The organism is Burkholderia sp. 22PA0106 (assembly GCF_047497155.1).
In the GTDB taxonomy this organism is placed as follows: Bacteria; Pseudomonadota; Gammaproteobacteria; order Burkholderiales; family Burkholderiaceae; genus Burkholderia.
The window spans coordinates 2,259,786-2,282,504 of the sequence record NZ_CP163162.1 but is presented as its reverse complement, the minus strand read 5'-3'; the positions used below and the strand labels follow the sequence as shown (position 1 = coordinate 2,282,504).

19 protein-coding genes and 1 pseudogene are annotated in these 22,719 nt (G+C 68.1%); 12 read left to right on the top strand and 8 right to left on the bottom strand.

Translation table 11 applies throughout. The features are described 5' to 3' along the window. Window positions 1-74: 74 nt before the first annotated feature. Genes AB4850_RS09715 through AB4850_RS09690 form a run of 6 tightly spaced genes read left to right on the top strand, consistent with a single transcriptional unit; the run spans window position 75 to window position 4,870 of the window. A complete protein-coding gene (locus AB4850_RS09715; protein ID WP_414439606.1) occupies window positions 75-734 on the top strand; it encodes an amino acid ABC transporter permease in 660 nt (219 codons plus the stop codon). Between the two features lie 7 nt (window positions 735-741). After that, window positions 742-1,524 (top strand): amino acid ABC transporter ATP-binding protein, encoded by a 783-nt coding sequence (locus tag AB4850_RS09710; RefSeq protein WP_414439605.1) that lies wholly within the window; start codon window positions 742-744, stop codon window positions 1,522-1,524. A gap of 8 nt (window positions 1,525-1,532) precedes the next feature. Further along, window positions 1,533-1,844 (top strand): (2Fe-2S)-binding protein, encoded by a 312-nt coding sequence (locus tag AB4850_RS09705; RefSeq protein WP_414439604.1) that lies wholly within the window; start codon window positions 1,533-1,535, stop codon window positions 1,842-1,844. Continuing rightward, the gene (locus tag AB4850_RS09700) at window positions 1,823-3,205 is read left to right on the top strand and encodes an FAD-dependent oxidoreductase (RefSeq protein ID WP_414439603.1); all 1,383 of its coding nucleotides are present in this window, start codon (window positions 1,823-1,825) and stop codon (window positions 3,203-3,205) included. The genes AB4850_RS09705 and AB4850_RS09700 overlap by 22 nt, the downstream gene beginning before the upstream one ends. Beyond that, window positions 3,202-4,395 carry an NAD(P)/FAD-dependent oxidoreductase gene (locus AB4850_RS09695; protein WP_414439602.1) on the top strand — a complete coding sequence of 398 codons (1,194 nt, stop codon included), beginning with the start codon at window positions 3,202-3,204 and terminating at the stop codon, window positions 4,393-4,395. The genes AB4850_RS09700 and AB4850_RS09695 overlap by 4 nt, the downstream gene beginning before the upstream one ends. A gap of 13 nt (window positions 4,396-4,408) precedes the next feature. Then, window positions 4,409-4,870, top strand: coding sequence for a helix-turn-helix transcriptional regulator (locus AB4850_RS09690; RefSeq protein ID WP_414439601.1), 462 nt, complete (start codon window positions 4,409-4,411; stop codon window positions 4,868-4,870). Between the two features lie 43 nt (window positions 4,871-4,913). Here the strand turns inward: AB4850_RS09690 and AB4850_RS09685 are convergent, their stop codons facing one another. Together AB4850_RS09685 and AB4850_RS09680 are read right to left on the bottom strand one after the other, a co-directional pair. Beyond that, window positions 4,914-5,429, bottom strand: coding sequence for an Lrp/AsnC family transcriptional regulator (locus AB4850_RS09685; protein WP_414439600.1), 516 nt, complete (start codon window positions 5,427-5,429; stop codon window positions 4,914-4,916). Between the two features lie 100 nt (window positions 5,430-5,529). Beyond that, window positions 5,530-6,909 (bottom strand): aspartate aminotransferase family protein, encoded by a 1,380-nt coding sequence (locus tag AB4850_RS09680; RefSeq protein WP_414439599.1) that lies wholly within the window; start codon window positions 6,907-6,909, stop codon window positions 5,530-5,532. Window positions 6,910-7,170: 261 nt separating this feature from the next. On the opposite strand from AB4850_RS09680, the gene AB4850_RS09675 reads away from it, so the two are divergent. Together AB4850_RS09675 and AB4850_RS09670 are read left to right on the top strand one after the other, a co-directional pair. Next, entirely contained in the window at window positions 7,171-7,659 is a 489-nt protein-coding gene (locus AB4850_RS09675; protein WP_414439598.1) for a hypothetical protein, read from the top strand. Further along, window positions 7,656-7,907 (top strand): PAAR domain-containing protein, encoded by a 252-nt coding sequence (locus AB4850_RS09670; RefSeq protein WP_414439597.1) that lies wholly within the window; start codon window positions 7,656-7,658, stop codon window positions 7,905-7,907. The genes AB4850_RS09675 and AB4850_RS09670 overlap by 4 nt, the downstream gene beginning before the upstream one ends. 83 nt (window positions 7,908-7,990) lie before the next feature. On the opposite strand, the gene AB4850_RS09665 is transcribed toward AB4850_RS09670, so the two are convergent. Next, on the bottom strand, window positions 7,991-11,650 hold the full coding sequence (locus AB4850_RS09665) for a type III effector protein (protein ID WP_414439596.1): 3,660 nt from the start codon (window positions 11,648-11,650) through the stop codon (window positions 7,991-7,993). A 431-nt stretch (window positions 11,651-12,081) separates the two neighbouring features. On the opposite strand from AB4850_RS09665, the gene AB4850_RS09660 reads away from it, so the two are divergent. Beyond that, window positions 12,082-13,836, top strand: coding sequence for a cation:proton antiporter (locus tag AB4850_RS09660; RefSeq protein ID WP_414439595.1), 1,755 nt, complete (start codon window positions 12,082-12,084; stop codon window positions 13,834-13,836). A gap of 72 nt (window positions 13,837-13,908) precedes the next feature. Here AB4850_RS09660 and AB4850_RS09655 read toward each other — a convergent pair whose 3' ends face one another. Together AB4850_RS09655 and AB4850_RS09650 are read right to left on the bottom strand one after the other, a co-directional pair. Next, on the bottom strand, window positions 13,909-15,342 hold the full coding sequence (locus AB4850_RS09655) for a trypsin-like serine protease (protein ID WP_414439594.1): 1,434 nt from the start codon (window positions 15,340-15,342) through the stop codon (window positions 13,909-13,911). Between the two features lie 219 nt (window positions 15,343-15,561). Further along, window positions 15,562-16,116, bottom strand: a complete 555-nt coding sequence (locus AB4850_RS09650) for a YybH family protein (protein WP_414441997.1) — start codon at window positions 16,114-16,116, stop codon at window positions 15,562-15,564. 18 nt (window positions 16,117-16,134) lie between these two features. Here AB4850_RS09650 and AB4850_RS09645 point away from each other — a divergent pair. Continuing rightward, window positions 16,135-16,242, top strand: a pseudogene (locus tag AB4850_RS09645) (GlxA family transcriptional regulator); the annotation flags it as partial. A 9-nt stretch (window positions 16,243-16,251) separates the two neighbouring features. Here AB4850_RS09645 and fliD read toward each other — a convergent pair. From fliD to AB4850_RS09630, 3 genes are read right to left on the bottom strand one after another with little or no spacing between them, the layout of a single operon-like run. Beyond that, a complete protein-coding gene (fliD, locus tag AB4850_RS09640) occupies window positions 16,252-17,775 on the bottom strand; it encodes a flagellar filament capping protein FliD (RefSeq protein ID WP_414439593.1) in 1,524 nt (507 codons plus the stop codon). Between the two features lie 16 nt (window positions 17,776-17,791). Continuing rightward, window positions 17,792-19,036, bottom strand: coding sequence for a flagellar hook protein FlgE (gene flgE, locus AB4850_RS09635; protein WP_414439592.1), 1,245 nt, complete (start codon window positions 19,034-19,036; stop codon window positions 17,792-17,794). Between the two features lie 57 nt (window positions 19,037-19,093). Then, on the bottom strand, window positions 19,094-19,822 hold the full coding sequence (locus AB4850_RS09630; protein ID WP_414439591.1) for a flagellar hook assembly protein FlgD: 729 nt from the start codon (window positions 19,820-19,822) through the stop codon (window positions 19,094-19,096). Between the two features lie 625 nt (window positions 19,823-20,447). On the opposite strand from AB4850_RS09630, the gene AB4850_RS09625 reads away from it, so the two are divergent. Together AB4850_RS09625 and AB4850_RS09620 are read left to right on the top strand one after the other, a co-directional pair. Continuing rightward, window positions 20,448-21,608 (top strand): hypothetical protein, encoded by a 1,161-nt coding sequence (locus AB4850_RS09625; RefSeq protein WP_414439590.1) that lies wholly within the window; start codon window positions 20,448-20,450, stop codon window positions 21,606-21,608. Between the two features lie 168 nt (window positions 21,609-21,776). Next, window positions 21,777-22,703 carry a hypothetical protein gene (locus tag AB4850_RS09620; RefSeq protein WP_414439589.1) on the top strand — a complete coding sequence of 309 codons (927 nt, stop codon included), beginning with the start codon at window positions 21,777-21,779 and terminating at the stop codon, window positions 22,701-22,703. The last annotated feature ends 16 nt before the right edge of the window (window positions 22,704-22,719 follow it).

Genomic DNA, 22,719 nt, shown 5'->3' with positions numbered 1-22,719 from the left:
GCGCCGAGCCGGCCCGCCCGCGCGGCGCGCCGCAATCACAGCGAGCAATCGCGAACGACTGTACAAGGTATCCCATGCGTTGGCACGACATAGTCGATTTTGTTCCGATCCTGCTGCAGGGCGCCACGATGAGCATCATCATCACGATCGGCTGCCTGGTGCTCAGCACCGCCCTGGGCCTCGTGTGGGCGCTGCTCAAGATGTCGCGCTACCCGGCGCTGGTCACCGCGGTCAGCGCGCTGATCAACGTGGTGCGCGGCCTGCCGATGATCGTCCTGCTGTTCTATATTTATTTCGTTCTGCCGGACATCCATATCGAGGTGTCGGCGCTGCAGGCGAGCATCATCGGGCTCAGTTTCGGCTATTCGACCTACGTGGCCGAGATCATCCGCTCCGGCATCGAGTCGGTCGACCCGGGCCAGTACGAAGCCGCGCAATCGATCGGCATGGGCCGCGTGAAGACCATGGTGCGCGTGATCCTGCCCCAGGCGATCAAGGTGGCGCTGCCGCCGTACGCGAACACGCTGGTGATGATGCTGAAGGATTCGTCGCTGGCCTCCACCATCACGGTGGCCGAGATGACGCGCCAGGGGCAGTTGATCGCCGCCTCGACGTTCCAGAACATCACGGTGTATACGCTGGTGGCGATCGGCTATCTGCTGATGAGCCTGCCGTTGATGAGCATGACGAAGTACCTCGAGCGCCGTTTCGGCAAGCACAAGGCCAAGAAGTGAGGTTGCGATGATCGAAATTTCCAACGTCCAGAAGAGCTTCGGCAGCGTGTCCGTGCTCAACGGCATCTCGCTGAACGTGGAGCAGGGCGAGGTGGTGTGTCTGATCGGCGCGTCCGGCTCCGGAAAATCCACGCTGCTGCGCTGTATCAACGCGCTCGAATCGTACGATGCGGGCGAGATCAAGCTGCTCGGGGAGCGCGTCGAGCAGCGCGCGCGCAACATCAACCAGTTGCGCACGCAAGTGGGCATGGTGTTCCAGCGCTTCAACCTGTTCCCGCACCGCACGGCGCTCGAGAACGTGATGGAAGGCCCGCTGCATGTGAAGAAGGAGCCGCGCCACGACGCGCAGCGCAACGCGGAGGAACTGCTGACCAAGGTGGGCCTCGGCCACAAGCTGCATTACTACCCGCATCAGTTGTCGGGCGGCCAGCAGCAGCGCGTGGCGATCGCGCGCTCGCTGGCGATGAAGCCCAAGGCGATCCTGTTCGACGAGCCGACCTCGGCGCTCGATCCGGAACTGGTGGGCGAGGTGCTCAACGTGATGCGCACGCTGGCCAAGGAAGGCATGACGATGCTGGTCGTCACGCACGAGATGGGCTTCGCGCGCGAGGTGGCCGATCGCGTGTGCTTCCTGCACGGCGGCCACATCATCGAGCAGGGCACCGCCAAGCAGGTGCTGGGCTCGCCGCGCGAGGCGCGTACCCGCGAATTCCTGCGCCATGTGCTTGGCAAGCCTGCCGAAGTGCCGGGCGAGCGCGAAGGCGCCAATGCGGGAGGGGCCGCGGCATGAACGCACCCATGACCGGACGTTTCGTGCGGCTGGCCGAGACCGGCCGCGATACCGTGCGCATCGCGATCGACGGGCAGGACGTGGCGGCGCTCGAAGGCGACACGCTGCTGACCGCGCTGCTGTGCTCGGTGCGCCAGGTGCGCCATTCCGAATTCGGCGGCGAGGCGCGCGCGGGCCATTGCCTGATGGGCGCGTGCCAGGATTGCTGGGTCTGGACCGATGCGGGCGAGCGCCTGCGTGCGTGCACCACCGTCGTCGAGGCGGGAATGCGGATCGTGACCACCGAACCGGAGGCGCAATGGGCGAACCTCGCATCGTGATCGTCGGGGCGGGGCCGGCAGGCGTGCGCTGCGCGCAGACGCTGCTGGCCGCGGGCCTTCGGCCCACCCTGATCGACGAAGGCCGCCGCGACGGCGGCCAGATCTACCGGCGTCAGCCGGAAGGCTTCACGCGGCCGTACGCGAAGCTGTACGGCACCGAAGCGCCGCGCGCGCAGGACCTGCACGACACGTTCTCGCAACTGCGCGGGCAACTCGACTACCGGCCGCAAACGCTGGCCTGGACCATCTGGGATCGCCATGTGCACGTGGTACGCGACGGCCAGGCGAGCGCGTTGCCGTACGACGCGCTGATCCTGTGCCCCGGCGCGACCGACCGGCTGATTCCGGTCAAGGGCTGGCAATACGCGGGCACCTACACGCTCGGCGCGGCGCAGATCGCGCTGAAATCGCAGGCTTGCGCGATCGGGCGGCGGGTGGTGTTCATGGGCACCGGGCCGCTGCTGTATCTGGTCGCGAGCCAGTACGTGCAGGCCGGCGCGCAGGTGGCGGCGGTGCTCGACACCTCGCCGGCCGGCGCACGGCTGCGCGCGCTGCCGAAGCTGCTGGCGCGCTTCGACGTGCTGCGCAAGGGCCGGGTGCTGGTGAGCGCGCTCAAGCGCGCCGGCGTGACGATGCGCAACGGCGTGGAGCCGGTCGAGATCGTCGGGACCCCCGAGGATGGCGTGCAGGCCGTGCGGTTCCGGACGGCGGGCGGCGCGCTCGAGCAGATCGACTGCGATGCGGTGGGGATCGGCTATCACCTGCGCCCCGAAACGCAACTGGCCGATCTCGCGCGCTGCGCGTTCCGCTTCGACGCGCCCACGCGCCAATGGCTGCCGCAGATCGACGAATTGGGCCGCAGCAGCGAGCCGGGCGTGTATCTGGCCGGCGACGGCGTGCGCGTGCTCGGCGCCGACGGCGCGGAAAACGCGGGCCGGCTTGCGGCTTATGCAGCCCTGCTCGACCTCGGCCGCGAGGTGGACAGCGCGGCGCTGGCCGCGCTCAAGCGCGATCAGCAACGCATGGACCGCTTCCGCCAGGGGCTGGCCGAAGCCTTCGTCTGGCCTGCGAAGCAAGCCGCCAGCGTGCCGGACGACACCGTCGTGTGCCGCTGCGAAGGCATCACGGCCGGCGAATTGCGCCGCGTGACGCGCGAGGAAGGCGCGCAGGAAGCGAACCGTGCGAAGGCGCTGTCGCGCGTCGGCATGGGCCGCTGCCAGGGCCGTTATTGCGGCCATGCGGCCGCCGAAATCATCGCGGCCGCCGCGTGCGTGCCGCTCGAACAGGTGGGCCGGCTGCGCGGGCAGGCGCCCGTCAAGCCGCTCGCGATGGCGACGGTGAGCGTGGAGGAACCGACGTGAAGCGCGAAGATGCCGATGTATTGATCGTGGGAGGCGGCTTCATGGGCGCGTCCTCCGCGTTTTTCCTGCGCCGCCGCGGGCTGTCCGTGACGCTGCTCGAACGCCAGTTGATCGGCCAGCAGGCGAGCGGCACCAACTTCGGCAACGTGCGCCGGCAGGGCCGTTTCCTGCCGCAACTGCCGCTGGCGAACCGCTCGCGCGAGATCTGGCTGCGCCTGCCCGAACTGATCGGGCACGACGCCGAATTCCTGATGTCGGGCCATCTGCGCGTGTGCTACCGCAGCGAGCAGGCCGACATGTTCGAAACCTATGCGCGCGACGCGAAGCATTACGGCCTCGATCTGGAGATGCTGCACGGCGATGCGCTGCGCCGCCGGTTTCCGTACATCGGCCCCGAGGTGCTGGCCGGTTCGTACGCGCCGGTCGACGGTCACGCGAACCCGCGGCTCGCCGCCCCCGCGTTCGGCCGCGCGGCGGCCAGGCTCGGCGCGCAGATCCACGAGAACACCGATATCGTTTCGGTCGAGAAGGAAGGCAACGGCTTTCGCGCCACGGCCGCCGATGGCCGCAGCTTCCATGCCGGCACGCTGCTGATCACGGCCGGCGCGTGGGGCAGCCAGTTGAGCGCGCAGTTCGGCGAGCCGGTGCCGATCGCGGTGCACGGCCCGCAAATGTCGGTGACCGAGCCGGTGCCGTATGCGATCGGGCCGGCGATCGGCGTGTCGTCGCCGCTGCTCGAGGAGATCGTGTATTTCCGGCAGGTGAAGCGCGGCAACCTCGTGATCGGCGGCTGCGCGCGCGGCCCGGCGTTTCTCGACGCGCGCCGCGCCAAGGTGCTGCCGACCAGCCCGCTGCTGCAGTTCCGCGAGGCGCAGCGCGTCGCGCCGGCACTCAAGCGCCTGAACATCATTCGCACCTGGAGCGGCGTCGAGGGCTACATGCCCGACGACCGGCCGATCATGGGCGCCAGCGGCACCACGAGCGGCCTGTTCTATGCGTTCGGGTTCTGCGGGCACGGCTTCCAGCTTGGGCCCGGCGTGGGCGACACGATGGCCGAGCTGATCGCCACCGGCGCGACCGTCACGCCGATCGAGCCGTTCGATATCCGCCGCTTCGGGGGCCAGAAGGCGGCCGCTCAGGGTGCTGTTGCGCCTGTCGTGCCTGGCCCGCAATCGGCGCCGGCCGCCTGAGCCGGTGCACGCGATGCAGACCGCTCCGGCTTGTCATCGCCCCGATGCGCCGCCCGGCGCGTCGTCCACGGGCGCGTCCGCCGCTTCTCCCACTGCTTCGGCCGCCGCCTCGCCTTCGCAGGGCGAGGCCGGCGCGACGCGCGCCGTGCAGCGCGCGCTCGATTTCATCCACGCCTGTTTCGCCGAGCCGATCAGCCTGACCGATCTGGCCGAAGCCGCAGGCCTCAGCGTGTCGCGTTTCGCGGCGCGTTTCAGCACCGAGATCGGCGTGTCGCCCCAGCAATACGTGCGGATCGTGCGCGTGCGCCATGCGCAGCGGCTGCTGCGACGTGGCGTGTCGCCGTCGGTGGTGGCGGCCGAGGTGGGCTTCTTCGACCAGAGCCATCTGTGCCGCCACTTCAAGCGTGTGCTCGGCCATACGCCGCGCGAATGGCTCAGTGCCGGCGCGCCGGCCGGCAATCTTCCGGTTTCCTGATGGATGGTTTGCGTGCCGATGCGCACGCCGTGCGCCGCGCGGTTCAGCCCGGCGGCGTGTCCTGCCGCGCACCGAACAGCGCGTCGAGCGGCCAGCCATGCTTGACGAACGGCGTGCGGATGATCACGTAGCTGAAGTAGCGCTCGATGCCGATCTCGCGGTCGAGCAAGCCCTCGATCACGCTCTGGTAGTGATGCACGCTGCGCGTGACGAACTTCAGCAGATAGTCGTAGCCGCCGCTCGCCACATGGCATTCGACGATCTCGTCCACCGGGCGAATCGCCGCCTCGAACTTCGCGAAATCCTCGCGGCGGTGATCGGCGAGCGTGACCTCGGTGAACACGATCTGCACGTCGCCGAGCTTTTCGATCTGGACCTGCGCGCCGTAGCCGGCGATGTAGCCGGCTTTTTCGAGGCGCTTGACGCGCGCGAGGCACGGGCTGGGGGAGAGATCCACGGCCTCGGCCAGTTCGACGTTGGTCATGCGCCCCTTCTTCTGCAGATGCGAGAGGATGCGCAGGTCGATACGGTCCAGCTTGCTGTGGGCGGGGAGGATCATCGCGGTGTGCCGTGAAAATGCGGGCGGGGCGCCGAAAGGGCGCCCCGCATGCGCAAGCAGGCCGATGTTAGCACGCGCCACCCCGCCGGGCGGCGCCGCGTCAGGCGAGTGCGGCGCGCACCTCGCGGTCTTCCAGCACCTCGTCGAGCGTCGTCTTCAGGCGTTCGAACAATTGCCCGAATTCGGTCTCGCCGAAGCAAAGCGCGGGCGCGAAACCGAGGATGTTGTCGCCGAACGCGCGGAAGATCAGCTTGTTGCGGTACGCCGACGCCGCGATGCGCTCGGACAGCTTCAGCGCCGGATCGAAGCGCGCGCGCGTGGTCTTGTTCGCCACGAGTTCCAGCGCGCCGAGCAGGCCGCGATGGCGCGAATCGCCCACCAGCGGATGGTCGAGCAGGCCGTCGAGGCCGGCCGCGAAGCGCGGCGCCTGCGTCTGCGCGTTCGCCAGCAGGCCGCCTTCGTGATAGAGGCGCAGCACTTCGAGCGCGACCGCCGCGCTGACCGGGTGCGCCGAATACGTCGCGCCGTGGCCGACGATTGCCGTATCGGCCGCGTCGCCGGCAATGCCTTGATAGATCTCGTCCGACATCAGCACCGCGCCCATCGGCACATAGCCGGAGGTCAGGCCCTTGGCTACCGTCATCAGGTCCGGCTCGACCTGTTCGTCGGCACAGGCGAACAGCGGGCCGGTGCGGCCGAAGCCGGTGATCACCTCGTCGGCCACGAACAGGATGCCGAGGCGGCGGCACGCGTCGCGCATCGCCTTCAGCCAGCCGCGCGGCGGCACGATCACGCCGCCCGAGCCCTGGATCGGCTCGCAGAAGAACGCGGCCACGTTGTCGGCGCCGAGTTCGGCCACCTTCGCTTCGAGCGCGGCCACCGACGCGGCGATCAGCGCGGCGTCGTCGGCGCCGTGCTCGCTGCGGTACGCGTACGGCGAGGGCAGGTGATGCTGGGTCGGCAGCGGCAGGTCGAAGTGGCGATGGAACGCCGGCAGCGCGGTCAGGCCCGCGCCCGTCGACGACGAGCCGTGATAGCCGCGCTCCAGCGCGATCATCTGCTTCTTCGACGGGCGGCCGGTGGCGTTGTAGTAATGCGTGATGAAGCGCACGGCCGAATCGATCGCGTCCGAGCCGCCGAGCGTGAAGTACACGTGCTTCAGCGAGGCGGGCGCGAGCGAGACGAGCTTCTCGGCCAGTTCGATCGCGGGCTCCGACGAAAAATGGAAATACGTGGTCGCGTAGGGCAGCTTCATCATCTGCCGCGTCGCGGCCTCGACGATGCTCTGCTGGCCGTAGCCGACGTTCACGCACCAGAGGCCCGCGAACGCGTCGAGCAGCTCGTTGCCGTCGGTGTCGCGCAGGTAGGCGCCGTGGCCCGATTCGAGCACGGTGGTGCCGCGCGCTTCGTGGGCACGGTAGTTGATGACGGGGTGGATCAGGTGGCGGCGGTCGGCGTCGATGAGCGGCGAGCGGGACATGGTCGGGGCCTCATGGGAAGTGGGTGGGACGGGTACGGCGATGTCTCGATGGTAGCCAGCCGATAGCCGGAGCGGGTGCGGAAATCGTCGGGGCAAACGACAGGAAATGCCGTTTCGGCGGGGCATGCCGAAATCTTGTGCCGGGGATTGGGTGAAATTGTTCGCGTTCCGAATCGAGGGGGCGATTCGATATCGAAAAACATTGCATTATTCAGGGATCTTGAATGTCACGGTCACAACGGTCATGGGAGCGTGGGTCAAATGAAGTCGATGAAACGCGGGGCGGCCGCATTGGCGGTGCTGCTCGGTTGCATGGCGGGCGCCGCGATGGCCGCCTCGGGCGCGCCAGACCCGTTCGGCGCGTTCCAGAGCCGCTTCGGCGGCAACCAGTCGTTCGCCTGCAAGGAACCCGGCGGCAAGACGCTGAACCTCGACGTCGGCACGCCGCAGGCCGACAACGATCAGATGAAGGCCGTGCCGCGCGCGCAGTGGGACCAGGTGCTGTCGATCTATCTGTCGCATGGCACGGGCGGCAAGATCGAGGCGTCGTGGGGCGCGCCGAGCTTCGACGCGTCCGCCGCGTTCATGTCGATCCGCCTGCAAAGCGGCAAGACGCTGGTGTTGCAGCGCACTCGCGCGATTCCCGACCCCGATGCCGATGCACGGCATTTCGACCGCAAGCCGTACTTCGACCTGAGCATCGATGGCGGCCCCAAGCTGCCGTGCAGCCAGGTTTTCAACGCCTCGTGATCGACCTGATCCGGCTCGGCGGCACGCTCGAACGCGGCGGCGAGGTGCTCGCCGCCTCGGCCGACATGCGCTACGGCGGGCGGCCGGTGGCGCGCCTGGGCGACGCGGTCAAGTGCCGGCGTCATCCGGACGTTCATCCGAATGAAATTGCCCAGGGCGACGCCGCGATCACCGATCACGGCGTGCCGTGCGCGCGCAACGGCCATCAGGCGAGCTGCGGCTGCCGGCTGATCACCCGCATCGCCTGAATGCGCTCCGACTGCCTGCCGAACCGCCGAATCGGGCGTTGACGCCCTTGAGCGAGGCCGCGCCGCGGCCTCTCGCCCTTGCATCAGCCGCGCGACGCATCGCGCAACACCGTCTGGAAGCCGATGTCGCGCGACTCGGCATGAAACATCGCGCTCGCATTGATCTCGCGCGTCCTGCCGACGATGGCCGCGAAGGCGTCCAGCAGCGGCCGGCCCTCGCCGCACAGGTAGGCCGTGCGCTCGCGGATCGAGCGCGCGCCCTCGAGCCGCGCCTTCGCGGCCGCCAGATCGACGCCGGCCAGGCTCACCTCCTCCGCCAGCGACGCGTGCCCGGCCGGCGCCGCCGGGGCGGCCGTCGAGCCGGGCGCGTGCCGCTGCACCTGGCGCGCCGTTTCGGCCACGCGCTGGAACGGCGCCGACGCGTAGTACCGGAAGAACTCGTTGGTTTTCGGCGCGTCCGCGAGCGGCGTGCCGCCCTGCGCGGCCTGCGCCTTCGCGCCGAGGAAGTCGGCGTAGCGCTGCACCGTGTCGACGATCGTCGAGGCGGTGGCGAAATAGCCGTTGCGCACGCGCGGATTGGCGTCGAACAGCGCCGCCAGCCCCTCGGGCGTGGCGGCGTCCGGATGGTCGAGCAGCGCGGCGAGCTTCGGATGTTGCAGCATCAGGTAGCTGAGGTCCGAGCCCATGATCTCGCCCTCGAAACCCTGTGCGGAGTCGGTATGGGAGATGCCCGGCGTGAACAGGCCGACGTGTGTCGGCACCGTCACCGACAGGTTGAGGCCGGCGTTCTGGTTGTTGAGCACGCGCACGTATTGCAGGTGCGTCGACTGGATGCCGAGCCCCGGCGGCTGCCTGAACTTCATCACGATCGAACTGCCCTCGGACGCGTCGAACACGAGCCCCTGCATCTGCCGCGCGATCTCGGCGCTGTCGATCTTCGGCTGGTCGGTGGCGAGCGCCTCGTTGAGCCGGCCCACCGCGGCGCGCACGGCCGCCTGCAACGCAACGCCCGCCAGCGGCTTGCCTGCGTTCGCGGTCAGCGTGATCTGCCAGAACTTGCCGACCCGGCTCGGGTTGATCTGATGGTCGGCGTAGAGGAATTTCGCCTCCGCGCTGAGCGTCAGGCCGCCCGTGTCGCTGGCGATGCCGACCGGCCCGAGCGACTTCTGCCAATGGCCGAGCAGTGCACCGAGCGCGTTCACTTGCGCGCCGCCCGAGGCGGTGCCGCGCACCAGCACGTCCCAGCGCTGCCACAGCGCCTGCTCCTTGAGCGGCCCATTCTTCTGTACGTCGTGCTTCTTCATCGGCAGGTAGAGGCGGTCGAGCAGCTCGCGCACCTCCGCGTAGCCGCGGTCGGCCTGCTGCGCCGCGTGCGCGTGCTCGGCATCGCCGTGCGAGAGGCGTTCCTTGACGACGCCGAGATGCGTGCCGACCGCGCCAAGCGCGAGACTGACGCTCGCCTGGCTGGCCGCGACGAACTTTTCCGGATCGGCGAGCGCGTCGGCGCGCGAGTAGCCGCCATGCCAGACTTCCGCATTGACCCGCTCGAAAGCCTCGGCGCGCAGCGTGTTCAACTGCTCGCGCGCCGGCTTGGGCAGCGCGCGGTCGCTGCGCGCCAGCAGTGTGGCGGCGTCCTCGATGAAGTTCAGGTACAGGTGCTTGAGGCCGTCGGCCTCGGCCGCAACCTGGCCCAACTGCTCGACCGAGGGGCGAGCGATCGCGTTGCGGAACTGCGCCGGGATCGACGCGGCCTCGCCATACAGCGCAGCGACGCCCGGGTCGAGCGGCGGCAGCGGGGCGTCGGCGCCCTGCAGGCGGCTGCGCATCAGGTGGTAGAGGCGCAGGGCGGCCGGCGGCGCATCGGTGTACGAGGCATCGAGCTGGCGGTGGATCGCCAGTGTCGCCTTCAGATCCTTGTGATGCGCCGGATCGAGGATCTGGTGCGGGGCGTTGGCCGTCTCGGTGAAGAACTGCAGCAGGTCGCCGCGCGCGAGCAGGTCGAAGTTGCCGCCGGCGCCAAGGTTCGGGTTGCCGCGGGTGGCGCGACCGAGGCTGGCGTCCACGGCGAGCGTCGCCTCGCTGAACGCCACGCGGCCGTCGGCGTAGGCGACCGAGTCGGGCACGTCCCGGCGCGTCGAGGGCGGCAGCGGCTGCCGGGCCGCCAGGCGCTGGCGCAGCACGTCGCCGGCGGCGGGGTAGGCCCGCGAGACGATCGCATCGAATACCGGCCGGCCGCCGCGGGCTTGCTGCGCCTCGTCGAGCATCATCGCCAGCAGCGCGATCTTCACGCCGTTGAAGCCCTTGGCGAGCTTCCGGTCGGTCAGGAAATACGGCCGTTCCGGCGCCGGCGCATAGTTGCGGTTGAGGCCCAGCGACACCTTGTCCTTGAGGTGTTCCCAGCCATGCACGAGCTTGCGCGTCTTCGGGCCGGACGCGGTGATCCACGAGCGGTTCGCATCCATGTTGGCGACCAGCTTCACGAGTTCGCGCAGATCGTCATGCTCGAAGTAGGTGCCGCCCGCGGCGTACGCGGCCTGGCCGTTCAGCTTGGCGGCCCAGTTCGCGAGCGTGGTGCCCGCGCCGCCCTGCAGCGCGATGCTGCAGGACGTCCAGAAATCGATGTCGCGATCGTCGTCGGAGAAGAAGGTCCGGCCCGCCGACGCGCTGCCGGCCACGTGGCCGACGCCGACCGAATACTCGAGGCTCGCGCCGGTGCTGGTCGCCACGTTCGGCCCCGACACGCCCTGGCCGATGCCGGGCGCGACGCGTTCGAGCCGGGCCACCTCGCGTTCGGCGTAGTGCGCCATCAGGTCCGGCGCCGCCGCGCTCAGGTGGGTGCGCTTGAACTCCGTCATCAGGCCGGCGATCAGGAAATACGACTTGGCGCACTCGCGGGCCGTCGTGCCGCCCGAGCCGGCGCCGTGATTGACATGGTTGCGATCGAGGTAGCGCGCCAGCACGCGTGCGGTGCGCGCCGCGCGAGCGAAGCCGTCGCGAACGGCGAGGCCACGCTGGTCCGGCCGAAGATCGCGATTGGCCGCCGTCGCGCCGATGCCGACGAGTTCGTCCGCGAGCCGCGCGCGCAGACGCGTGGCCGAGCCCGTCACGGGAAGCTCGGGCAGCGCCTGGGCCAGCGCGGCGACCGTCTGTTCCAGGTGGCGCAGGTCGAGGGCGCCGGAGTCGATATCGATCATGGGGCCGGCAGGCAAGGTGATGGCGCTCGGCGCCGGCGCCGTGATCGAGCCGGATGGGTCGATCGTCACTCGGGCATCGCCGGCGGCTGCCTCGCCGACGGTATCGGGGCGCTGTCCCTGCCGCTTCGCCGCTTCGCGCTGCAACGCGCGCGCGTCGCGCTGCACCTGCGGCGCGGGGCCGGCAAGCCGATGCGCCAGCTCCGCGTCGCCGAGCGCCGCGGCCCTGGCGGTCTGCTTGCGCCCGGTGACCTTGTCGAGCATCTCGCGCATCGGGTTCGGCAGGACCGAGGTCCGGGGCGCCGCGGCGGGCGGCGGCGGCGAGGTGGTGCCGGGTACGGTCGCCGCCGTGCGCCGATGCGCGGCCTCGCGTTGCAGGGCACGCACGCCGCGCCCGTTCAGGTTCGGGTTGCGAGCCGCCAGCAGGAGTTCCTGATCGCTGAGGCTGCCGGCGGCATTCGCCTGCTTGCGCGCGCTCACCTTGTCCGCCAGATTGCGCAGCCGCTCCGGCATGACCGAGCTTTGGCCGGCGCGCCGCTCGAGGGTCTGCAAGGGCCCGGGCGTCGCGGGCTCGTCTTGAGGCTCGGCCCGCAAGGGCCCGCGAGCGATGTGATTAGGCTTCATGGCAGGCTCCGGCTCGAGGTTGATGTTCTTGATTTTCTGCACGTCAATCGCTCGAGCAGGCGGTCGCTCCCACGACTGCGCTTCGGCGTGCCGAGGTCGAGGATGCTATGCAGCCGTTAATGGGCCACCCCGGCGACGCGCGAAGCGGCGGACGGGCAGGCGAAGTCGCGAAAGGCGCCGGCTGCGGGAAATTCCGTCAGCGCGGATGCGCGGCTTTGCCTGAGACCGGTCGAATGGGCCGCGCACCGTCGATTTCCCCACGTCTTTTCCCGGCTTTTTTTACCCGATCCACCCCTCGCATCGCCGACATCCCGTATCCTTGTATTCTTTCGAATTCATTACATTAAAAAGGGGGATGGATGCCGCATGACGTCAGCTTGATCGCACTGCTCGCGGCCGGTTTCGCGCTCGCGATGGTGTTCGGTTATCTCGCCTCGCTGCTGAAGATGCCGCCGCTGGTCGGCTATTTGCTGGCCGGCATCGTGATCGGCCCCGGCACGCCCGGCTTCGTCGGCGATCTGGCGCTCGCGCAGCAACTGGCCGAGATCGGCGTGATGCTGCTGATGTTCGGCGTCGGCCTGCATTTCTCGTTGGGCGACCTGCTCGCGGTGCGCAAGATCGCGCTGCCCGGCGCGATCGTGCAGATCGCGGTGGCCACCGCGCTCGGCGGCGGCCTGGCGCTGGCCTGGGGCTGGAGCATCGGCGCGGCGCTGGTGTTCGGGCTGGCGCTGTCGGTGGCCAGCACGGTGGTGCTGCTGCGAGCGCTCGAAGGGCGCGGCCTGGTCGAGACGGTCAACGGCCGGATCGCGGTGGGCTGGCTGGTGGTCGAGGATCTCGTGATGGTGCTCGTGCTGGTGCTGCTGCCGCCGCTGGCGGGGCTGCTCGGCGGCGCGCCCGAGGCGCCCGCGGGCGCGGCCGGCCACGCCGCCGAGGCGGGCGGCAGCCTGTGGGGCACGCTCGCCGTCACGTTCCTGAAGGTGGCCGCGTTCATCGCCTTGATGCTGGTGGTCGGCAAGCGCGTGTTCCCGCGCATCCTGTGGCTGGTGGCGCGCACCGGCTCGCGCGAGCTGTTCACGCTGTGCATGATCGCGGCGGCCGTGGGCGTGGCGTTCGGCGCGGCCAAGCTGTTCGACGTGTCGTTCGCGCTCGGCGCGTTCTTCGCCGGCATGATGATGCGCGAATCGGAATTCGCCCGGCGCGCGGCCGAAGACACCTTGCCGTTGCGCGACGCGTTCTCGGTGCTGTTCTTCATCTCGGTCGGCATGCTGTTCGACCCGACGATTCTGGTCGAGCAGCCGCTGCACGTGATCGAGGTGGCGCTGATCGTGGTGATCGGCAAGACGCTGGCCGCCGTCGCGCTGGTGCTGGCGTTCCGTTATCCGCTCAATACCGCGCTGACGGTCGGCGCGGGCCTGGCGCAGATCGGCGAGTTCTCCTTCATTCTGGCCGGCCTCGGCCGCTCGCTCGGGCTGCTGTCCGCCGAGGGGCAGAGCCTGATCCTGGCCGTCGCGCTGATCTCCATCGCCATGAACACGCTGCTGTTCGCGACGATCGAGCCGGCGCTGGTCTGGATTCGCAAGCATTCGGCGTTCGCGCGCCGCCTCGAATCGCGCGACGATCCGCTGGCCGCGCTGCCGATGTCCACGCCGCAAACGCACTTGACCGGCCAGGTCGTGATCGTGGGCTACGGGCGCGTCGGCGCGCGCATCGCGCAGGCGCTCGGCGAGCGCGGGATCGCCTACGTGGTGGTCGAACAGAATCGCGAAACGGTCGAGAAGCTGCGCGAGCAGGGCATCGCGGCGGTCAGCGGCGATGCGATCGAGCCGGTGGTGCTGGTGCAGGCGCATATCGCGCGCGCCGGCATGCTGGTCGTCACGCTGCCCGATACGTTCGACGTGCGCCAGATCGTCGAGATTTCGCGCACGCTGAACCCGTCGATCGAGATCGCGCTGTGCACGCACAGCGGCGAGGAGGCGGCGCTGCTGACGAGCGAAGGCGTCGGCACCGTGTTCATCAGCGAGACGGAGCTGGCGCGCGGCATGACCGAGCATGTGCTGACGCGCATGGGCGGGGGGCGAGTGGAGGCGGCGAAGGCCGCGCCGGCGGCGCATTGAATGCGAGCCGGCGCGGCCTTGGGTGAAGCAATGTGCGGATAGCGGCCCCGTGACGCTATCCGCAACGCTGCGTTATTGCTGAATGACGCGCATCGACTTGGGTCGCGAGAAATCCCGCGTCTCGCCGTTCCAGTCCTTGACCCCTTTCAGCTCCCAATTCTGGGTGAGGCCTGAAAACGTTGCGACCCGGCCGAAAATAAGGTTCTCCGAATCCGACAGCATGACCGCCGTTCCCGGTGCGGCTTCAACCTGAACTTCATCGGCGTAGATCCAGGAAGGCAAGAAGTACCCTGAGCGCTGCCCCGGGGGCAGGCAATATCTCGCGCTGGTGGTCAGGCTGACGATACAGCCGAGCGGGGTGGTATTGCTGACCACGCGCATCGAATGCGGCTTCGAGAAGTCGAGATACTTCCCATTGGCTGCCAAGACTTGCTTGAGCTTGCCGTTTTCCACGGTTCCGGTGAACGTGGCGATTCGGTTATAGGCAAGGTTTTCAAAATCGGACAGCGCCACCGCAGTGCCCGGTGCCGCATCCACGTAGACGTCCTGCCCATAGATCCACGACGGCAGCGAATTGGTCGTTTTCCCGGCCGGCTGGCAATATCTATCCCCCGTATTCACGCTGACGATGCAGCCCTGCGGCTTCTCGGCGGATAGAAACCGCGCGTCCGGATAGATCGACTTGATCCAGTCCGCATACATCGATACCCGCGGACCTGTCGAATATTTCCCGTTACCGCCGTTGGTTGTCGCGATGATGACGGGCTTGCCGTCGCGCATCTGCCACCATGACGAGCCGCTGTCGCCGGACGCCGTTCTTGCCCAAAACGGCGACGGGCCGGCAGGCTGGTAGCTCGCGCTGATTCCGTGATCGAGCTCGAAGATGCTGTCTATCCGGCTGCGTGCATACAGCCGTCGATCGCCCTTCGCCGGCGAATAAGCGCCGCTGGTGTCGTTACCAACGCCCCAACTTCCATAACCGACGTAAATCACGTCTCGACCTTTCTCGTCGAGCGCATCGTTCAGGATCGGCGGATCGACCGGCTTGCCCGCCTTGTCCACGATCGTATTCACCGTGGGCAGTTTGAGGATGGCGATATCGGTCGAGGCGCCGCCCATTCCCGCCGGTTTCTTGATGCGTTCCGGCGGTACGTAGGCCGTGCCGGGGCCGGTCGCGGCGAGTTTTCCGTCCCACCCCCAGAAGTTCTTGTTGATGGGGGTCTCGGTGCCTTCATAGTTGACGCAGTGCGCGGCGGTCAGCACGTAACTCCAGCCGTCCTTGTTGCCGAGCCAGGTTGCCGTGCAGCCCCACAGTTGACCTACGGCGAGCCACGGCCTCTCGTAACTGAACGAGCGCAATGTGTCGTTGTGCGTCTTGATCGTGTTCGCGACGTCCGCCGTATCGCCGACATAGCTCTTGAAGGTTGCCTCATCGATCACGACGGCATGTCCGGGGGACCAGGCTGCCAATGCGATCAGTCCGGCCGGCCAAATTGCTTTTTTCATCTTTGCCTTCTTTCATGGTTTCTTTCGCCGAGGCATGCACGTCATACATCGGTCCGCATGCTGTCGGACCTCGGCATGACCTCGGGGGGGCAAAGAATATCGATGAGGCGAGATGGTTTCGATACCTGATTGATAGGGAGCTTGATAAAAGTCAGTGGTGTTTATTTTTCAGATTCTTCTTGTGATTTTAAGAAATTATTATGGAAAATAAAGGAGTCTTTAGGATTTAAATTCGGTGTGCTGATCGATTCGACCGCCCCGATCGAGCAGCCGCTGCACGTGATCGAGGTGGCGCTGACCGTCGTGATCGGCAAGACGCCGGCTGGCCTCAGCCGCTCGCTCGCGCTGCTGTCGGCCGAGGGGGAGGGGAAGGGGCGAAGTCTGATCCTGGCCGTTGCGAGGCAGCGTGTCTCGGAGGGGGGTACGGGGGGCGCCGGCCGGATCGCGGCGCCGTTTTTTTGCCCGTACTCCCTCACAAAGCTCGGTGGCCATGCGGCCATCGCCATATACCTCGGCATGGCTGAAGCGGATCGTATGTGCCGCGCCCGGTTGGGCATGCTTCGTGAAATAGGCCACGATGGCGGCCCGTCCCATGACGCGGTCTTCACCGGGCGGCAGCAGCGTGCCGTCATCGGTGTAGAGCGCGCCGAGGGCCGCGTGGTCGCCGCGCGCGTAGGCCTCTCGGCCCAGCGCGCGTTCTCGGCGTGAATCGCCGTGGCGGGCGAGCCTTGCGAATCCTCGGCGAGCGGCGCAGCCAGCAGGGCGGCGCAACACGCCAGCACGGCGGCCTGAAAGATCACGCGCGCCGTGGGGTTCACGGGCCCGGAGCGGATGCGGCGCGCGTTCGTGAAGCTGTTCGGCCTGCCGCCGCAGGCCGTGCGCCGCACCCATCAGCGCTGAATCGGCGCCTTACTTGTTGGTGGCGAGCGCGCCGGCGCTCTTGGTGCCGCCGAACAGCGCCGTCAGATAGTTCTGCTGACGGTTCATCTGCGACATCACGTTGTTCAGCGCGGTGAATTGCGCGTTGTAACGCGTGCTCAGTGCGGCGGCGTAGGTCTGCAACGTGGCTTGCTGCGCCGTCAGGCCCTTGATGTCGGTCTGCACGCCGCTGGCGCTGCTGGTCAGGATGCCGTGCGTGGCCGTGTACGAGGTGATCGCGTGATCGATCTGCGCGCCGAGGCCGGCCGTCTTGTCGAACAATGTGGAGGCCACGGTCGATTGGTTGGCCAGCGAGCGCGTCAGCGCGGCCTGATCGACGATCAGCGTGCCGGCCGGCTGCGTACTCTTGGTGCCGTCGGCCACCGTGATGCCGAGCTGCTGCAGCGTGGCGCCCACGCCGTTGTGGTTGACGGCGCTGCCCAGGATCGATTGCATCTGAGTCCGAATCGTATTGAGCGTTGAGTCGCCAAACAGCGGGCCGGCCAGCGGCTTGGTTGGCTGCGAGTTATCGAACGCGCCCACCGTGGCGATCGTCTGCGCCAGCGTGTTGTAGCTGTCGACGAACTTCGTGATCGCGGTGGCCTGCTTGCCCGTGTCGGTGGCGATCGCCAGCGTTTGCGTGGTGGCGGGCGAGGTGACGGCCGCCTGCGTGAGATTCAGCGTGACGCCGGCGATCACGTTGCTCACGGCATTGGTCGCGTTGAGGTTGGTCACGCCGTTGACCGTGACCGACGCGTCCTGCGCGGCCGACGATTGCGCCCATTTGCTGCCGGCGCCGATCGTCGATTGGCCGCCCGTGGTGCTCGGCGTCGAGCCGACCGCGAGTTCCGACAGACCGTTGTCGGTGGTGGCGGCCACCTGCACGCCAATCGTGTTGGCCGCGCCGCTGTTGTTGCTGCGCAGGACCAGATGCGCGCCGTCGCTGCCGGTCACGATGCTGGCCGTCACGCCCGGGTTGTCGCGCTGCTTGTTGATCGCGGCGGCGATGCCCGACAGTGTGTCGTTGCCGGCATCGATCGCGATCGTCGATGCGTGGCCGTTGACGCTCAGCGTGATCGAGCCGGTGCCGAGCGCCTTGGCGGCGGCGAACGGCGGCGAGGTCAGCGATTGCGATTGCGCGATCTGGTTGACGCTCACCTGATACGAGCCGGTCACCGCGCCGTTGCCGGCCGTCGCGCTCAAGCCGGTGCCGCCGGTGGCGGTGGCGGTGAAGGTCTGCCCGAACGAACCGTCGGACAGCGCGGCCACCGCGCCTTTCAGGTTGGTGAGTGCGGTCTGCAGGCTCGTGTAGGCGGCGGCGCGGTTGTTGTCGCGCGCCATGGCGGTCGACAGGATCGCGTTCTGGCCGGCCGTCTTTGAATTGACCAGCGCCGTGACCAGCGTGTTGACGTCGATCGTGGAATTGCCGGTGGCGCCGCTGATGATCGATTGCGCGGCTTTTTGCAGGGCCGAGTTGCTGGAGATGGCGTTGTTGGCGGTCGAGGGGATCGACATGCGGAGGCTCCCGGAATTAAAGGTTGATCAGCGTTTGATCGATGGTGCGCTGGGTCTTGATCGTCTGCGCGTTGGCCTGGTAATCGCGTTGCGCGGTGATCAGGTTCACGAGTTCGCCGGTCAGGTCGGTGGTCGATGCCTCCGTCGTGCCGCCCTTGAGCGCGCCGTGGCGGGTGGTGCCCGCCACGCCGATCTGCGGCACGCCCGAGGCGGCCGTCTGGATGTATTGGCTGCCGCCGATGCTGGTCAGCCCGCCCGGGTTGTTGAAGTTGACCACCACCACCTGGCCCAGCGTCATGGTCTTGCCGTTCGAATAGATGCCGCTGACCGAGCCGTCCACGCCGACCGAGTACGAGGTCAGCGAGCCGGTGGCATAGCCGTCGGCCACCAGGTTTGACGACGCGCTCTTGCTGGTCGAGAACTGGGTGGAGCTGGACAGGTCGAGCGCGATCGCCTGCGGCGTGGCCGCGCCGGTGGTGTGGGTCAGGCTCAACGAGAACTTGCCGATCGAGCCGGTGGCCGCGCCGCCGGCATCGGTCGAGCCGGTCAGCTTGCCCGACGCGTTGAACGTGAGCGTGCCGAGGTTCGCGGGCGGCGTGCCGTCCGCGCCCGCATACACGTTCCAGGTGCCGGCCGTCGCCGCTTTCACGAAGTACAGGTTGACGTTCTGCTGGTTGCCGAGCGAGTCGTGGGCCTGCACCGGCTGGCGCAACGTGTAGGTGGTCGAATCGGTGGTGTTGAACGGCGTGTGCGTCTGGGTCTTGTCGGTCTGGCTCAGGTTGAACTGGCCGGTGATGGCGGTGGTGGCCTTCGGCGCGATGTTGCCTTGCGGCGCGGCGAGCGCGCGCAGCGAAGCCGTGTCGATCGAGCCGTCGGCGTTGACGCCGTAGCCCATCAGGTTCGCGCCGGCGCTGTTGACGATGTTGCCGCGCGCGTCGGCATGGAATTGGCCGTCGCGCGTGTAGGTGGCGGTGCCGTGGTTCGATACCTGGAAGAAGCCGTTGCCCGAGATCGCGATATCGAGCGGGTTCTGCGAACGGGTCAGCGAGCCTTGCCGGAACACCTGCACGACTTCGGCAAGCCGGGTGCCCGCGCCGATGCCGTTCGAGACGGCGGTGGACACCGCATTCGCGTAGACGTCGGAGAACTGCGCGACGGCCGCCTTGAAGCCGACCGTGTTCGCGTTGGCGATGTTGTTGCCGATGACGTTCAGATGGTTCGATGCGCCTTGCAGGCCGCTCAAGCCTTGTTGATAGCCCATGGTGATCCCCGTTGGTGTGTGGCCGGATTGATTTGATCTAGCTGTTTGCCGGCGTGATCAGGAATGCGAACCGTTGCCGCCCGACGTGCGCGGGAAGATCGCGCCGAGGTGCGCCAGATCGACCGTCGTGCCGTTCGACAGCGCCAGGCCGGCGCTGCCGTCGGCCTGGCGGATCACGCCCTGCACCTGGGCGACCGTCAGCGTGGCCGCGCTCGCGGTGGCGCCCTGCGCGTTGGTGTAGCTCGCGCTGATCGTGTACTGGCCGTCGGGCAGCTTCGCGCCGTTCGAATCGACGGGCGTCCAGGTGAGCGGGATCGTGCCGGCCTTTTGCGGGCCTTCGTTGAGCGTGTTGACGACCTTGCCGGTGGCGTCCTTCACGGTGATCGTCAGGTTCGAGGCGGCGCTCGTCAGTTGCACGCCGAAGCCCACCGGCGCGCCCTTCGCCACCGGCAGCGTGCTGCCGGGCGCGAGCACGTTGGCGCCTACCAGCGCCGCCGCCTGCGTCGACTGGCCGGCCGCGACCTGCGAGGCCAGCGACGTGAGCGAGGCGTTGAGTTGCGCGATGCCGCTGACCGTGTTGATCTGCGCGAGCTGCGAGGTCATCTGCGCGCTGTCGACCGGGCTGGTCGGATCCTGGTTCTGCAATTGCGTGACGAGCAGCCTCAGGAACGTCTGCTGCAGGTCCGCCGCCGATTGCTTCGAGGTGCCCTTGCTGCCCATCGTGTCGGGCGGCAGCTTGTTGACCGAGGTTCCGTTATTGCCGATCGTCGTGCTGGAGGCGCTCATGAGGCGGGTGTCCTTTCTCGGGCTGGCAGGCGCGCGCCGTCCGGTCGACAGTCCCCGATGGTCGAAGCGCGTTGTGTAATCGATCGCCATCTGTTGTCGATGGCGTGCCGAGAGCGTAGCGCCTGGTCGGTTTTCGGGATGTGTTGTTTTGTCAGTGCCCGTGGAATCATGTAGTTAGGTATCCCATGGATATGGGCGGGCGGCGAGGCGTGGCTTCGGGAAGGGGGGCGAAGGGCGCGCGGCATGGGAAACGAGGGCGCGGCACGGACGTATTCCCCTCGTATTACGCCGTCGTGTCGCGCAGCGTGAAGTTGTCTTGCCGCCGTGTTTCGGGCGGGGGGAGATTGACGCGGCGGGCGACGAAAAGGATCGCATTGCTGACGGCAGCCGGGGCTGCCGGGCATACGGTGCGAAGGCGCCGCCGCAGGTGGACGCTGGCCTTCAGAATCGCGGAAAATAGCCGTTCACTGCGGAGGGGGGCGGTCCGCCACCCCTCGCGCCACCCGGCGCCCCGACTAGAACGAATCCGAGAACCAATCCGACCATGGGCCTGCTCGACCGCTTCCGCCAATTGCTTTCGCCTCCGCCGAAGCCGCCGTCCCGGGCTGACTATGCCGAGCGCTTCGTGTCGGCCCTGCGCGCATCGGGCGATACGCGGGCCTGGTCGTACGAGCCGGAGCGGGAGCGGCTGGTGCAAACCAACCTGGCGGAAGGCGAGAGCGGTGGCATCGTCAATTTTTCGAATATGTATCGCGAGTATCTCGACACGCGGGAGGATGCGCGCGCGGAATGCCTGCGCCGCCAAACCGCCGGGATGCGGCCGGCGCCCATGCCGTCGCGTTTCGCCGACGCGCAGGCGCGGCTGCGGCCGGTGATCCGGAGTGCGACGGAGCGCGGTGTCGTCAACCTGCAAGGGGCGACCCGATTGCCGGCCAACGAAATCGCCTACCGTCCGCTGTGCGAGAACATCGAGGTCGGCATTGCCTACGACGGCGAATTCAGTCTCCAGCGGCTCAATAACAAAACGTTCGCCGATTGGGGCGTGACGTTCGACGAGGCATTCGAGATCGCCATCGACAACCTGCGGGCCGAATCGTCCAAGCCGTGGCTCGCGCTCGGGCATGGCGTATTCGTGTCGCAGTTCGGCGATTTCTACGACGCGGCGCGGCTGCTGTTGACGGACGTGCTGTACCGGCAGCCGATTGCCGGCGCGCCGGTCGTCATGGCGCCGAACCGGGCCGTGCTGCTGCTGACCGGCGATCGCAACGAAGCCGGGCTGCAAACGCTGTTGGCCGCGGCCGAGGAGGCGCTGCGCCAGCCGCGCGCGCTGCCGCCGTTGATGCTGCGATGGTCGGGCACGGCGTGGGAACGCTTCGCGCCCGAACCGCTCGCGCGCAAGTTGCACGCATTGCGCCTGCAGGAGCTGGCCGCCGATTATGCCGATCAGCGCACGCTGCTCGACGACCTGCATGCCAAGGAAGGCCGCGACGTGTTCGTGGCGACCTACACCGTGGTGCAGAGCGATCACGATGGCCGCCAGCGCAGCCTGTGCGTCTGGAGCGAGGGTGTGCATTCGTGGCTGCCCGATACCGAGGTGGTCGCGCTGTATCAGATCTCCACCAAGCGCACCGCGTTCCTGCCCCGGCATGAAGTGCACCGGTGCTTCGGCGATCTGCTCAAGCCGACCGCGCATCTGCCGATTCGTTACGAAGCCGAACGGTTTCCCGACGCCGAGCGTGTCGAGGCGTGGTTCGCGACCCACGGCAAGCTGGCCGATCTCGATTGACGGCATCGCCGGGAGACACTGATGCGAGATAAACCTCCGCGCCACCGCACGCGACGAGTCGGCACATCGGCCGCTGCCCGAGAGCGGGCGGCGAATGCGCCACCGATCGTCCCGCGCTGGCTGTTTGCCTCGGTGTTGCTGCTGTGGTGGTTCGGCGGATACGGATGGGTGATCGTCGACATCGTGCGGGATCGCGGGCCGTTCGCGTTTCTCCTGCATTGGCAGAGCGCGCTGTTCGGCGGCTCGAACCTGCTGGTGGCGGCCGGCATTGCCGCCGTGGCGATCTTCCTCGGCCCACGATGGCTGGTGCGCGGGCTGCGGCGCGTGTGGCCCGACAACGCGGTACTGGCCGATCTCAGCGCGCAACTGCGCGATGCCGGGCGCTCGCGCGGCGCGCTGAGCGCGCAGTCGCGCGCGGCATGGCGCGATGCCGATGCGGCGGGCCGGCTGCGCATCGCGCGGCGCGCACGCAACATCGGCTTGGGGATGGCGGGCGTCGCGCTGGCCGTCGGGCTCGGTCTTTCGGCGTGGCTGCATGTCGTCGAATATGCCGATGCCGGCAAGCCGCTGACGCCGGTCGCGCTCGTGGCGAACACGCCGATCGCGCTCGGCGGCGCGAGCGACTGGGTGCAGGTGAGCGGTGCGTTGCCGAAATTGGAGGCTGTTTTCGTGCGCGATTACACGATTCGCCGCACCTCGTACCGGGACTACGTCACGCCGCTGGTGCCAGTGGGCTGGCGCAAGGGCGAGCGCGTGTATCTGCTCGAACAGGACAGCACCGTCCGGCGCGGCAACGCCGAAAATGACAGCGACAGCGACCGGCAGGCCAATCCGCCCGGCCTGCTGGAAGGCTCGCTGTCGTTCGGCGGCCCGCGCGACGACATCGCCGCCGCGTTCCGGCGCGAGGGCTACGACGTCGGGCCGTGGACGGCGGTGCTCAAGCGCGACACGTCGCTGATGGGCAGGATTCCTGATCAACTGGCGGGCGTGACGATCCTGATCTGGGGCGAGACGGCGATGTTCGTGCTGATCGGGTTGGGGGTGGCGATCAGCCGGCAGGTGCGGATTCGGCGCATCGAGCGGCAATCGGCTTGACGCGAACCATGGCAAG